This window comes from Salinivibrio sp. EAGSL (genome assembly GCF_013366455.1).
Taxonomy (GTDB): Bacteria; Pseudomonadota; Gammaproteobacteria; order Enterobacterales; family Vibrionaceae; genus Salinivibrio; species Salinivibrio costicola.
The window spans coordinates 159,519-173,094 of the sequence record NZ_JABWMG010000002.1 but is presented as its reverse complement, the minus strand read 5'-3'; the positions used below and the strand labels follow the sequence as shown (position 1 = coordinate 173,094).

13 protein-coding genes are annotated in these 13,576 nt (G+C 51.3%); 8 read left to right on the top strand and 5 right to left on the bottom strand.

The window, feature by feature from the left end; translation table 11 throughout:
* Positions 1–29 precede the first annotated feature (29 nt).
* The 4 genes from HLG76_RS02245 to HLG76_RS02230 all read left to right on the top strand — a co-directional run bounded on the left by HLG76_RS02245 (position 30) and on the right by HLG76_RS02230 (position 4,902).
* The gene (locus HLG76_RS02245; RefSeq protein WP_175992995.1) at positions 30–1,214 is read left to right on the top strand and encodes an NAD(P)/FAD-dependent oxidoreductase; all 1,185 of its coding nucleotides are present in this window, start codon (positions 30–32) and stop codon (positions 1,212–1,214) included.
* Between the two features lie 132 nt (positions 1,215–1,346).
* On the top strand, positions 1,347–2,351 hold the full coding sequence (locus HLG76_RS02240; RefSeq protein WP_175992994.1) for a hypothetical protein: 1,005 nt from the start codon (positions 1,347–1,349) through the stop codon (positions 2,349–2,351).
* Positions 2,348–2,677 (top strand): ABC transporter ATP-binding protein, encoded by a 330-nt coding sequence (locus tag HLG76_RS02235; RefSeq protein ID WP_175992993.1) that lies wholly within the window; start codon positions 2,348–2,350, stop codon positions 2,675–2,677. The genes HLG76_RS02240 and HLG76_RS02235 overlap by 4 nt, the downstream gene beginning before the upstream one ends.
* A 344-nt stretch (positions 2,678–3,021) precedes the next feature.
* Positions 3,022–4,902 (top strand): methyl-accepting chemotaxis protein, encoded by a 1,881-nt coding sequence (locus tag HLG76_RS02230; protein WP_175992992.1) that lies wholly within the window; start codon positions 3,022–3,024, stop codon positions 4,900–4,902.
* Positions 4,903–4,959: 57 nt separating this feature from the next.
* Here HLG76_RS02230 and HLG76_RS02225 read toward each other — a convergent pair whose 3' ends face one another.
* Both HLG76_RS02225 and HLG76_RS02220 read right to left on the bottom strand, forming a co-directional pair.
* Positions 4,960–5,670 (bottom strand): tRNA-uridine aminocarboxypropyltransferase, encoded by a 711-nt coding sequence (locus HLG76_RS02225; protein WP_175992991.1) that lies wholly within the window; start codon positions 5,668–5,670, stop codon positions 4,960–4,962.
* Positions 5,671–5,728: 58 nt separating this feature from the next.
* Positions 5,729–6,760, bottom strand: a complete 1,032-nt coding sequence (locus HLG76_RS02220; RefSeq protein WP_175992990.1) for a hypothetical protein — start codon at positions 6,758–6,760, stop codon at positions 5,729–5,731.
* Positions 6,761–6,853: 93 nt separating this feature from the next.
* Here HLG76_RS02220 and HLG76_RS02215 point away from each other — a divergent pair, with 93 nt between their 5' ends.
* Positions 6,854–7,309, top strand: a complete 456-nt coding sequence (locus HLG76_RS02215; RefSeq protein WP_077773521.1) for an EVE domain-containing protein — start codon at positions 6,854–6,856, stop codon at positions 7,307–7,309.
* A 41-nt stretch (positions 7,310–7,350) separates the two neighbouring features.
* On the opposite strand, the gene HLG76_RS02210 is transcribed toward HLG76_RS02215, so the two are convergent.
* The 3 genes from HLG76_RS02210 to HLG76_RS02200 form a co-directional block, all read right to left on the bottom strand.
* Entirely contained in the window at positions 7,351–8,154 is an 804-nt protein-coding gene (locus tag HLG76_RS02210) for a Cof-type HAD-IIB family hydrolase (protein WP_077461872.1), read from the bottom strand.
* A gap of 135 nt (positions 8,155–8,289) precedes the next feature.
* The gene (locus tag HLG76_RS02205; protein ID WP_077576388.1) at positions 8,290–9,312 is read right to left on the bottom strand and encodes an alpha/beta fold hydrolase; all 1,023 of its coding nucleotides are present in this window, start codon (positions 9,310–9,312) and stop codon (positions 8,290–8,292) included.
* Positions 9,313–9,433: 121 nt separating this feature from the next.
* Positions 9,434–11,032, bottom strand: a complete 1,599-nt coding sequence (locus HLG76_RS02200; protein ID WP_077461874.1) for an AbgT family transporter — start codon at positions 11,030–11,032, stop codon at positions 9,434–9,436.
* A 249-nt stretch (positions 11,033–11,281) separates the two neighbouring features.
* Here HLG76_RS02200 and HLG76_RS02195 point away from each other — a divergent pair, with 249 nt between their 5' ends.
* The 3 genes from HLG76_RS02195 to HLG76_RS02185 all read left to right on the top strand — a co-directional run bounded on the left by HLG76_RS02195 (position 11,282) and on the right by HLG76_RS02185 (position 13,575).
* On the top strand, positions 11,282–12,292 hold the full coding sequence (locus tag HLG76_RS02195) for an acyltransferase (protein ID WP_077461875.1): 1,011 nt from the start codon (positions 11,282–11,284) through the stop codon (positions 12,290–12,292).
* 148 nt (positions 12,293–12,440) lie between these two features.
* A complete protein-coding gene (locus tag HLG76_RS02190) occupies positions 12,441–12,800 on the top strand; it encodes a DUF4145 domain-containing protein (protein WP_077461876.1) in 360 nt (119 codons plus the stop codon).
* A 139-nt stretch (positions 12,801–12,939) separates the two neighbouring features.
* Complete coding sequence (locus HLG76_RS02185; protein ID WP_077461877.1) at positions 12,940–13,575, top strand: lysoplasmalogenase; 636 nt, start codon at positions 12,940–12,942, stop codon at positions 13,573–13,575.
* The last annotated feature ends 1 nt before the right edge of the window (position 13,576 follow it).

Below are 13,576 nucleotides of genomic sequence, written 5' to 3'. Positions count from 1 at the left end.
GGGTGAGCAGAGAATAAACAGGTAAGCGTGTGACTGAGTATGATGTAATTGTGATTGGTGCCGGTGCCGCCGGATTGATGTGTGCGGCACAAGCCGGCCAACGTGGCCGCCGCGTTTTGGTGGTGGACCATGCCAAAAAGCCGGGCCGCAAGATCCTGATCTCGGGCGGCGGGCGCTGCAATTTCACCAACTATGACGTCACCGCCAATAATTTCCTGTGTGAGAACCCGCACTTCGTCAAATCCGCATTGGCGCAATACAGCCAATGGGACTTTATTGGTCTGGTGGCCACCCATGGCGTGGCTTATCACGAGCGTGACCATGGCCAGCTGTTTTGTGATGACAGCGCCCAAGATATCGTTAACCTACTTTTGGCCGAATGCGACCAAGCCACCATCAGTCAACGCTATCGCTGTGAAGTGCATGATATCGAGCAAGAAGAAACCGGCTTTCGCCTCAAACTCAATGGTGAGCCGGTACGCTGCCAGTCTTTGGTAGTCGCCACGGGCGGCCTTTCCATGCCCAAGCTTGGTGCCACCCCCTTTGGTTACCAGCTTGCCGAACAATTTGGCTTAAAGGTGCTGCCCACTCGCGCCGCCTTGGTGCCGTATACCTTGCATCAAGAAGACAAAACGCGCTTTGCCGATATTTCCGGGGTGTCGGTGCCATGTTCGATCACCACCGAGTCTGGGGTGTGTTTTAGCGAGAACCTGCTCTTTACCCACCGCGGCTTATCGGGACCGGCGGTGTTGCAAACCTCCTCGTTTTGGCAACCGGGCGAAGCGGTCACCATCGATTTACTCCCCAGTGAGTCGCTAAAAGACGTGCTGGTAGCCATGCGTGATAAGCACCCCAACCAAACCTTAAAAACCTCACTGTCTCGCCTATTCCCCAAACGCTTGGTCGAGGTCTTGATTGCGCGCGATAGCTTGCCGGATAAACCGCTCAAGCAGCTCGATGACAAGCAGCTCGATCAGCTTCATTACTACTTTCACCAGTGGTCCATTGCCCCAAATGGCACTGAAGGTTACCGCACCGCAGAAGTGACGCTTGGTGGGGTGGATACCCACGCAATTTCCTCTAAAACTCTTGAAGCGCGAGATATTCCCGGCCTGTATTTTATCGGTGAAGTACTTGATGTCACCGGCTGGCTCGGTGGCTATAACTTTCAATGGGCTTGGAGCTCCGGCTGGGTAGCCGGGCAGTATGTATAAAAAAACACGCTTGGATGCACATTATCTTACTGAATTTATTGCTTAATCGCTAATCACGTAGAGAATCTGCTGCGGGGGGGATAAAGGATGAAGACTCCCCGTTTTTCCTTAAGTAGAGCCAAGGAGTGGTGAGTGATTTCTTTTCTAAGCGTGAGAGAGATATGCCGTGGTGTATCGAATAAAAACACGCTCTATACGTTTCTATTTGTGCTGCTTCACCAGTCATCGATTGCTTTTTCTATTTTCGCCTCTGTGATGGTTTCAGGCTATATTCTTGAAATTAATCAACATTATGAAGCATTGAAGCTCTGGGTATTCCTCTACATTGTCGCGATGATTCTTCCCTATATAATCGGCTACTTTTCTGATGTGTATAAAGAAAAGTGGTTGTGTGAATCACTGAGTCGATTTTGGCAATCCGCGACTAAACGCTATCAATCTTGCACTGACAGTCGCACAGTCGACCATACGCTGGGCGTGTACGTTTCTCAGGGAAAGAGTGCGATTTCTGACTTTATTGGCTATGCCTTTTGGGGGATGTCGTCTGGGCTCAACTTCTTCCTGAGTCTGCTAATGATCACCGCTTTTATTGATTGGCGTTTTTTTGTCAGCGTTATGATCAGTGTGCTGCTTATCTTGGGGTTCAATAAACTCATTTCCTCGCATCTGGAAAATAACGCCGTCACCACCCATAAAGCGGGTTCATCACTGACGTCAACGTTATCGACTATCCATGACAATGTACATTTTGGTTCGTCGGTGAATGCATTGGCTTATCAAACGCGGTTCGAGGAAGGGAAAGCGAAATACTTAGGGCTGAGAATCAAAGAGGCTGTGTTTAGGTATAAGGCATTGTTGGTTTCTTCCTTGCTCGCGCTTGCGCCAACTTCCTGTGTATTACTGTTCATTTTTACGTCTAGCAGTGTCCCGATGGAGGTAAAGGTGGCGTCGATTGTTAACCTCACACGCATTTATCATCTTTTAAATTCTGCGTCGGATATTGTTAGCTTGTTAATCTCTTTTCCGTCTATCAAAGGCCAGCTGTCGGTGATGACGTGTTTTCGAAAAATAAGCCGCTTTACCAGCCACAATGGAATATCGCGATCCTTAAAGATAACGAGAGCGTTGATACCGTGAACCTTGCTCAAGCGCAGGAGGGCCGTTTTCGCGTTGTTGGAGAAAACGGATCTGGAAAAACTTCTTTCTTAAGGCACCTCTGTGCCAAAAATGATTATCTCTACTTCAACCCGTCTAAGCGCTTACTGTGGCCTTGGGATGATTCAGCAATACTGTCTGATGGTATGTACTCCGCCAAGAGTATTCAGTGGTTACTGGAAAATAGCTCGGGTCACTTGATTCTGGATGAATGGGATGCGTTTCTCGACTCAGAGAATACGAAAAAGATAGGTGCGCTGATTGATTCATATGCAGATAGCCGAGTTATTATTGAGGTCCGCCAATAGGCCGCGTTTCTGTCGGTCTTGCGAGGAATCCCCAATCCTCAGATGCTTGCTTTTGTGTTATTTACAACAAACTGCGTATCATAAGCAATGATTAGTTTATGTGATCTTGATTCTAACTCTTCTCTAGTTGACTGTTTTTTGTCTAAAAAATAGCAATCTTTCTTGCGCGCTGTTACATTAGCGCGCGCTTGCCATGTCGGATAAAAACTATCCGGCGCTGTGAACCCGCGACGCGCTGGATAAGCTCGCGGTACCCTAGGGACGGGGTGACGGCTGTTCACTATTGCTACCTCGGTTATCGGGGAGTTTGGAATTAACCTGTCGTTGCTTTGAGAGCCGTTCCCATGCAGTTATCACTAAAACAAAAATTAATTGGGGCATGCTTATCTGCTGTATTGCTGATGGCCGCCTTTCTCACCTGGCTTGCGGTAAGCCAGATTCAAGCCCAAACCCAGTCGAGCATCTATAGCCGCGTCAGTGGTATCGCCGATGCGGCGACTGAATCGATCAGCGGTTGGGTGCAAATCCGTGCTGATATCACCAGTGCCTTTACCGATTACACCAGCAGTAGCCATCGTGTGAGCTATTTACAGCAAGCGCGCGAGGCCGGTGGGTTTGACGATATCTACTTTGGTACCCCAAAAGGTGCCATGTATCGCTCGCGCCCAGAGCGCAACCGCGATGACTATGACCCGCGTCTTCGCCCGTGGTACAAACAAGCCGTGAGCGCAGGTAGCCCGATGATTACCACCGCTTACAGTGATGCGATTACCGGTGCGATGCTGGTGACTTTGGCCGAGCCGGTGCGTCGCAATGGCGAATTGATCGGTGTTGTGGGCGCAGATGTGTTGATTGACCAGTTGATCCGCGATGTGACCCAATTGAAAGTGGGCAAAAATGCGAACGCGATGCTGCTAGGCGCTGACGGCACTTTTCTCGCCCACAAAGACAAAGCACGCTTGCTAAAGCCGTATAGCAGCCTGTCTCCTGAGCTGAATGAAAACCGCGTGCGTCAGGCGTTGGCACAGCAATCGCTGGTGGAATTGCCTGTCGATGGGGTCGATAAACTGTTTTACTTTGCCTCGGTTCCCAACACCGATTGGGTGCTGGCGATTGAACTGGATAAGCGCACCGAATACGCCAGCCAGGGTGATGCCTTGTTCGATCTTATACTGACAGCCCTCGTTATCACCTTGCTGGTGGCCGGTGCTGTGACTTGGTTGATGCATGTGTTGTTCCGTGACTTGCTCAATGTGTCCGCTGCGCTAGAAGAAATTGCCTCCGGTGAAGGGGACTTAACCCAGCGCCTTGAGCCACACAGTAATGATGAAATTGGTAAACTGGCCAATAACTTCAACCGCTTTGTCGGCAACATGCACACCATGGTGTCGCATTTGCGCCAGCTGTCTGGCTCGCTCAAGCAACAAGCCGAGCTGACCGCGGCACAAGCCGAAGAGCGCTCTACCCGTATTGGTCATCAGCAAGATGAAATCAATATGGTGGCAACCGCTATCCATGAAATGGCCTCGGCGACCCAAGATATTGCCGGCAATGCCGATAACACCGCCCGCACCGCCCAAGAGACCGAAAGCGTTGCCAACGATGGCGGCCAGCAGGTAGAGAAAAGCAAACACGCTATCACCGAGTTGGCGCATGACGTCGAGGCGGCCACCGGTGTGATTGGTGAGTTGGATCAACACGCGCACAGCATCACGAGTATCTTATCGACCATTCAGAGTGTGGCCGAACAAACGAACTTGTTGGCGTTGAATGCCGCGATCGAAGCGGCGCGTGCGGGCGAGCAAGGCCGAGGCTTTGCGGTGGTGGCCGATGAGGTGCGTATTTTGAGTCAACGCACCCATGCCTCGACTACCGAAATCCAGCAAATGATTGATACCTTGCAGCAGGCGACCGGTAAAGCGGTGACTATGATGCAAAATAGCCAACAACGGGCACATGCCAGTGTCGATGAGGCGAGCGTTGCGCATGAAAGCCTGAGCCAAATTGTCGCGGCGGTGAGCCAAATTAGCGATATGGCCACCCAAATTGCCTCGGCGGCGGAAGAGCAGTCGAGCGTGACCTCGGAAATCACCCGCAACTCAGAGGGCATTCGCGATGTGTCCAATGAGCTATCGACCGAAGCGGATGAAGCCGCGCGTCAAGCCGCGACGTTATCCGAGCTTTCTCATAGCCTTGAGCAAGAGATCAGCCGCTTTAAGCTGTAACCTATAAACCGCTTAAACGCCGAGCATGGCAACGCGCTGTGCTCGGCGTTTTTTTGTTCACGTGTTTGGTGTCAGCACCTTGGGGACGGGGAGCGGTGTGGTGTGATGGTGGCGATCGGCCTCGTAGCTCTTGATAAAGTGGGCAAGAAAATGGTCCAGCTGCGTGGCGGCGTTCACGTCGCCTTGGCTTCGTAGTAATGCACTTACCGCTTCACTGGTACACAGGTGTCCCGGTGGCTGATTGCGCCTAAGCGTATATTGCGAGGCCGCAGTCGACGGCAAACTGACCCGCGGCAGACGATTGAGCCATGGGCTTTTATTGAGCATTTTTCGCGCCTGCTGCCAAGTCGCATCCAGCACCACAAATTGTAACGGCGCGCGAGGCGCATTCGTGGCGGCTAACGTCTCCGCGCAAGAGACAGAACTATCCGCGCAAGAGACTAACCTATTCTCGCAAGAGACAGACCGAGCCGGGTCAGCGAAGAGTCTATCTGCGGGGACGGCATCATCACTGGGAAACAACAACCAAGGTGACACATCACCGCGCGCCCAGCTGTCGAGCAAGGCTTGCGGTGGTTGTTTGCGTTGCCAAATCTCTATCTGAGTGTGGGACAGCGCCGCTTTAACCAGTTTGCCGGTGTTGGATTGGCGCGCCGCTTCGTTTTCGTGCATCACGAGCACGCATTGCAATTGGCTTTCAAGCGGCCAATAGCAGTGACAGATACAGTGATAGGTAAAACCGCATTGGCGGCAGGGCGAACGGGCCATGATTGTCTCCTTGGTTAATAGCGCGCTATTGTGCGCAAGCCCAGCCACGAATACCAGGTCATTGTTGTCTGCTGTCCGCGCCATCGACCTGACGCTTAAGTGTTAACCCTTCAGGGCCCAAAGGATACGTATTGCCATTAAATGTCTCTTCGGTTGCGGTCAAGGACAAGCCGTTGCGTTGATAAATACGCTCAGACACTACCATTTGTTCGCCACTGCGAGTGGTTAGCACTTGTACCTTATTGTTAGCGACCGGCTGCCAAACCCCGGTTTCTTTAGTCACGGCTTCCCCTTGCGGGTGATAGATGGTGATGGCGCTGTGGTCAGGCAGTAACGTCAGTTGGGTGGTTAGTGTTGGTTGGCCTGAGTGCTGGCTGGTGCCTTGATATTGGCCCGTCCAATGCTGGCTGGTGTCGGCTGAAGGCAAAACCGCGCAGCCTTGGAAGGTATTTTGGGCTGTTTTTAAACGAGCCTGCCAGCCATAAAGGGTGTGTTCGCTTTGTTGGCATCCGTTGAGGGTGAGAGTGAGAACGGCCTCTTTACTGCTAAACTGTGCCTGTTCATCGTCCAACTGATAGTCGGATAGGGGAACCTCTTGGGTATCATTGTCACTTTCCCACGCTACATGTCCTTTTCCTACCGCGGCGGACCAAAGTCGGGGATCACTGCCTTCGGCCAGCACAGTATTACGCGGTTGAGCACAACCTTTTAGCTCACTTGTCAGCATGTTTAAGCGCGAAACGGTGACGGCGGCAGGGTAATCGGCACTAAAACCTCGGCGAGAGACAGGGGTGATAAAGCCTTCAAATTCGGCATAAACCGACGCCTCATGCTGGTCAAGTGCCGCGCGCTGTTCGCTGGTTAAATCAAGCCAGTACTGTTGTTGGCTGCCGCAGGGGGTAAAACTGGCTGTTTCGGGACTCACAGCGATACGACCGCTTTGCATAAAAGGAATTGGCGACTGACTGAGTCCCGAGGCAACGACATCGCTACGGTGCCCAAGCTCTATAGGGCCAGAAGATTGGCTGCATCCCACCAAACTGAGCACACTCACAGCGGTAATCACGAACAGATGACGAGTGGATGGCACGATAAACTCCTTGTGATAAGCGATAGACAGACTTGCGCCGATTCAAGCTGGCGGGCAAGATTGCCGTTAGGATTGGATGAAGAGCAAGCTAGCATGCGTTATTGGTTATTTAAAACCGAGCCAGATACGTTTTCCATAGACACCTTAAAGCAGCAAAAGGTTTCATGCTGGGAAGGGGTGCGCAATTATCAAGCACGAAATATGCTGCGTGATGAGGTGACGGTCGGTGATCAGGTGTTGATTTATCACTCATCCTGCAAGCACGTTGGGGTAGTCGGCGTGGCGACCGTGGTGCGTGCGTGTTATCCCGATCATACCCAGTTTGAGCCAGAAAGCGGCTATTTTGATCCGAAATCGACGCCACAGATACCGAGGTGGTTTATGGTGGATGTGGCCTATCAGCGTCATTTACCGTTAATTACCTTGGCTGAGATGAAAGGTAATCCGGCCCTGGCTGAGATGCCCTTGGTGAAAAAAGGCAACCGTCTAAGTGTGATGCCGGTGACGGATACGCAATGGCAGGCCATCCTCGCCATGGTGGGGGAGTAACCACAGCGAGGCTGGCGCCAAAAGTAAGCCCAATGAAGCTGTCACTGATCCAATAAATGGGCTTTTAAATAGCGAGCGACGGCTTCGTCGGCATGGCTGCCAATGATTGCCTTGTCTGAAAGAGTCGCTTTTACCCGTGCCTGTGCCGTTGCCATCACCAGCCCTTGGCCGGCGGCATTCAGCATTTCGACATCATTCATGCCATCGCCAAACGCAATACAGTCACTGAGATTGAGCTGGTGGCGGCGGGCGACGGCCTCTAAGGCTGCGCCTTTTGACACCCCACTCCCCATGACTTCGAGACAGAAAGGGGTAGAGAAGGCAATGCTGACTTGATCCCCATACTGCTCAATAAATTGATGCTCATACTGCAGTAGGTAGTCATGATCATGGCGGATAAAGAAAATCTTGGCCACGTTATCAACCGGGGGATTATCGACGTCAAATTCACGGGCCTGGAACCCTGAGTCTTGATGGTAACGGGCGAGTTCTTCGTCCATTTTACTCAGTAGCCATTCATCATCACGGTATAAGTGAATGGTGACAGTTGCATCATCTTTGACGTCTTGAATCAGACTCGCGACGATAGCAGGGTCAACATTATGCTGGTAAACCAACTGGTTATCACTGTCGTGCACACGGGCGCCGTTCGAGGTGATCATGTAAGCTGGAATACCAACCGTTTCACGAATGCTAGCAACGTCGACATGATGGCGACCTGTCGCAAACACAAAGTGAATACCTTGCTGATGAAGGTGCTCCAGCACTTGCTTGGTATAGGGGGCGATACGATGCTCAGGCGTCAGCAAGGTACCGTCTAGATCAGAAGCGACAAGTTTGTACATCATGTCCTCATTAGTTTGGCGATCACAATCACAGTATCCTTTGAGTCTACTGCAACTCGCAGCGGTTAAAAAGGGAACACTATCACTGTTTGATTTCCGCTTTTAGTGACCCCATGGATGAGCCGACAGCTTGCATTAGCGATCCTCGCATTGGCGATCAAAAAAGTCGCGTATCGCGGATAAAGCGGCAATACGATGGGTGTCGGTTTCAAACAGGATCTCATGCCGTGCCCCCGCAAAAAACTGCCATTGGCTGGGTTGATTGGCCTGTTGGCGTAAAAAATGAAATTGCGACATGGCTGGATTAGAGACGATTTGCTCGCCACCAGCTTGGCAGATAAATGTTGGCGTCGTTAATTGTGATGCGACCGCTAAGCATTGTTCGCCTGCGGCCATGCCTTCGGCAATCCAGCGCGCGCTCGGTCCACCGATTTGTAACTGGGGTTGGTTGATATATAGCTGGCGAAACCAGGCATAGCGTGCTCGCGAGTGAGTCAGGCGGTTTTGCTCAAACGGCACATGACGATAGCCCACTTGCCCCGGCCCAAAACGCGGTGGGTGTTGATAGCGTGCCATCGAGCGACAAAGCCAAGGCGCGATACGGCCGAGCCAGGGACTCACTTGTACGCCAAACATGGGCGCGGTCATGGCTAATCCTGCGAGCGCGTTCGGATACTGATGCGCATAGAGTGTGGCAACGGCGCCCCCCATCGAGTGACCTAGCATGAAGGTCTGATCATAATGACGATGGGCCCGAATGGTTTGCATGAAGGTCGCGAGATCGGTGACATAATCGTCAAAACGTTCAACATGTCCCAAATCGCGCGGTTTAATGACTAAACGCTCTGATAAACCTTGGCCGCGATGATCAAAGCTGTAAACGTCATAGCCCATTTGAAAGAGGTCATAAAAGATCTCTTGGTACTTCATTACGCTTTCAATGCGGCCATTTACCACCACGACTGCACGCGTGTGTTGTGGGTGCGTAAAGCTACACCAATGCAGACGCAAGCCACTTTCTCCATGGAAAAATCCATGCTCACGTTGCTGCCAAAAGGGCGTAATATTGTGTTTAAACGTCTCACTCAGTTGTGCCTCGCGGGCAAGAGAGTGAGCGTCGCAAGCCGGTTGGTCCTGACTGTCGGCAAGAGTTGTCATTTGTTGGCTACCATCATTGAGATAGCGTTACTATAACCGTCTTCGAGGAAGGATGAAAATCCCACTTAAGAGGGAAAAAAGGCAAGCGTGATCGGCTTGCCTGGTAAAGAATCAAAGACGATTATTGGTTAAAGTTGTAATACGTCTCAGCGCCCGGGCCGACCGGTAAACCGAGAACAAAAACCCACACATAGAACAAGATGCTCCACCCGACCATAAAGATCATCGAGTAAGGCAGCATGGTGGCTATTAAGGTACCAATCCCCAGGTTTTTCACATAGCGGCAAGCTACCGCCAAAATCAGCCCAAAGTAACTCATCATCGGAGTAATGATATTGGTGACCGAGTCACCGATACGATAAGCGGACTGGATGGTCTCTGGTGCATACCCCACCAACATTAACATCGGCACAAAAATCGGTGCGGTAATCGCCCATTGTGCCGATGCAGATCCCACCGATAGGTTGATTAGACCGCACATTAAAATAAAGGCAAAGAATAACGCAGGGCCGGTTAAACCAATGGTTTGCAGAAAGTCTGCGCCGCCGACGGCAATCACTTGGCCGAAGTTGGTCCACTTAAAGAAGGCGACAAACTGAGCGGCGAAGAACACCAGTACGATGTACATCCCCATCGCACTCATCGATTTCGACATCGAGTCAATCACATCACGATCGTTGTTGATGGTACCAACCGTACGACCAAACACGATACCCGGTACCGCGAAGAACACCATGATAAAGGCGACAATCCCTTTCAAGAACGGAGATCCCGCCACGTCACCGGTCTCGGGATGACGCAGTGCTCCCCACTCTGGGACAATGGTGAGTGCTAAAATACCACTGACAATCAGCACCGCAATCCCCGCATTACGCAGGCCGCGTTTTTCGTCATCATTAAGCTTACTGGCCGAGGCCGCAGAAATGTCTTCAGACGCTTGGCTTTGGTCATAAGGTCCAAGCTTAGGCTCAACAATCTTATCGGTTATCCAGGCGCCGACAAAGGCAATAAAGAAGGTGGAGACAAACATAAAGTACCAGTTCATCTCTGGGCCCACGGTGTACTCGGGATCAATCATTTGTGCAGCAGATTCGGTGATCCCGGAGAGCAATGGGTCGACGGTACCCAGCAATAAGTTAGCTGAATAGCCGCCCGACACCCCGGCAAATGCTGCTGCCAAGCCGGCAAGTGGGTGGCGGCCTAACGAGTGAAAGATCATCGCCGCGAGCGGAATTAAGACCACATAACCGAGCTCTGAGGCGGTGTTAGAGATAATACCGGCAAAGACAATGGTAAAGGTGACGGTACGGCGAGAGGCGCCCATCACTAAACCACGCATTGATGCTGAGAGTAAGCCAGAATGCTCGGCTACTGCGACACCCAACATAGCAACCAATACGGTGCCTAATGGCGCAAAGCCAGTAAAGTTTTTCACCAAATTGGTGACGATCATTTGCAAACCTTCGGCATTAAGCAGGCTTTGCACGTAGATCATGCCATCGGCGGCACGCCCGCTTGCGCCTTCTGGACGCGGATCCGCCACTGAAACATCAAAGTAACCGGCGACACCCGATGCCAGCAGAATAGCGACGCAGAAAATTGCGAATAAGGTCACAGGATGGGGTAATAAGTTGCCGAGCCACTCGACGGTATCGAGAAAACGCGTAAACAGCGTGCGTTTATGTGGGCCGCCCCGTTGCTCGGAGGTGTTTGAGTGCATGTCATTCGTCTCCATGTTAGTACTGCACTTCCCGTCAATGGGAAAGAAGGCCGGATGTTAATTGTTTTTTAAACCAAATATCAACATTAAATGCTAACTTTTAACGTAATAAGCCGATCTGTGTGCTAGTTTTCGGCATAAAAATTGACATACTTGACTGTAAGTTGTCGTGAATGAGCGTCTTTTGACGGCAATTTGGCGTATTATGAAGTTCGTCTTGTTCACTCAGATGGTTAAAGGTGTTAACAAATGCAACCAGCGCAACATCAAGGGCATATTGCGTATCTCGATGTACTTCGCGTGTTGGCCGCATTATTTGTGGTCGCGATTCATGTCTTGGGGCCGTATCGCACTGAAATTGGGCAGATCGCTTTATCAGATTGGAGCGTGGCGGTTGGACTCAATAGCGCCAGCCGCTGGGTGGTCCCTATATTTATTATGATTTCAGGGGTGTTGCTGTTGTCGTCCTCGCACCGGTTCACGCTTAGACACTTTATTCAGCGTCGGGTGATGAAAGTGGTGGTGCCTTTTGTGCTTTGGTCGCTATTGTTCGCGGGCTTATCTGGACTCACTGCTGAAGGCTTTTCTTGGCAGACGGTAGCGCAAACATTACACGCTGCGCCCGACCATGAGACCTATTATCATCTGGGTTTTTTTTACTATTACATCCCGCTATTACTTTGGATTCCGATACTGCGTCCCGTTGTCGCGCATTTACCGGCATCGGGCGTGGCGGCGGTGGGGCTTGCGTGGATGGGCGTCACCGCCTGGTATTTATCGGGCGCGCAGGGGTGGTGGCGGAATGACTTTATTCTTTATGGCGGTTATTTGTGGCTGGGGTTTTGGCTTCATTATTACCCACGCGCGCGGCCTCTTTGGTGGGTTTTAGGGTTACTCGCCGTGGGAATGACCGGATACCATGTGCTTGGTACCAGTATCCAATACCAGCGTTATATCACCGAAGGCTGGTTATCTTACACGACGATCAACACGGTACTGATCAGCGCCGCGGTCTTTTTGGCGGTTCGGCAGTGGCGGCAGGGACGAACCACACCATCATGGGTGGCCACGCTAAGTCGTTATAGCCTCGGCATTTATTTGATTCATCCGATTTTCCTTTGGCCGGTGCGTGCATACTGGCCGACCTTGTCGCCATCGTGGCTATGGATCCCGGCTCTGACGATTTATGCGTTTGCAGGCGCGGCGTTGATAACGGCATTATTACAGCGTCAGCGCATCACCGCGTGGCTGGTTCCCTAGTGGATGACACTTTTTGCGATAAAAGCAGTCATAAGTAATTGAAAGCATGTATACGGAGTCAGATCCCAATCATGAAATCGCGAATCCCTAAAGGGCGTAAAAACCGTCATACTAGAAAGATGGCAGTGAGCCAGCAAGGAGAGAGATCATGGATGATGTAGCAGTGGTTATTAAGCACAGTAAGCGCCTAGAAAGCTTACTGCGCCAGCACTATCACGCGGAAGGGAAAGGGCTCCACCAGCTTATCGACAGCAGTCAAAAACGGCTTCCCCATGATGTGGTCAAAAAGCTGCGCTTCGTGGCGACCATTAGGAATAAAGTGGTGCATGAAGACGGTTACCAAGTCGATGATATGCGTAAATTTATATCGGTAAGCAAGTATTGTGAGTCGGAACTGGTACCGCGAAGCAACCGCTTAATATGGCGCCTTGCTGCTGCCCTTATTCTGCTGTTTACCGCCGGGGCGATAGGTTTTTACGCGCAAGTTTGGCCGCAGTGGAGCGGCTAACGAACGACTCGCCGCGACTGTCACCGCCTCGTTAACATTACGATTTTTTTAAACTGGATCTTATTCTTATCAAGGTACACTGGACATCTTCGCTAGCCTGCCTAGACTTGGCGTCCTTGTTGTGAAAGGAATGATAATCATGTGGAGCTGGTTCGCTGTCTGTTGTTCTGGACTGCTGCATATCTCCGCAGCCTACCGGGGCCCGCGTTGGCAGTTTTATCTTTTTAAACCGCTGACCATTGTGCTGCTGATGCTCATTGTTGGTGCACACCTTAGCGTCTCCCATTATGCGCAATGGGTATTCGTTGCACTATTACTGTCAGTGGTCGGTGATGTCTTTTTAATGCTACCCAAAGACAGATTTGTCCATGGGTTAACCAGCTTTTTATTCGCACATCTCGTTTATATATTTGCGTTCTGGGCGCAATTTGACGGCCACATGGTGTGGTGGTTACCCGCCATGCTCTCAGGCCTTGGGGTGATCGTTTTTCTTTTGCTACTTCCCAACCTTGGGCGTTTTGCCTTACCGGTTGCTATCTATATTGCCGTGATCACACAGATGGTATGGGCCGCAGGCGAGTACTGGTTGAACACCCATTCTCTCGCAGCAGGGATGGCGTTAGCGGGAGCAATATTATTCATGTTCTCAGATACGGTGCTTGCTTTTGCGCGTTTTAAAGGTGAGTTCCGTGCAGCACAAGCGATGGTGATGTCGAGTTACTTTTTGGCGCAAGCATTGATTAGCGCCTCGGTGGTGATCGCCCAAGGAGGATAAC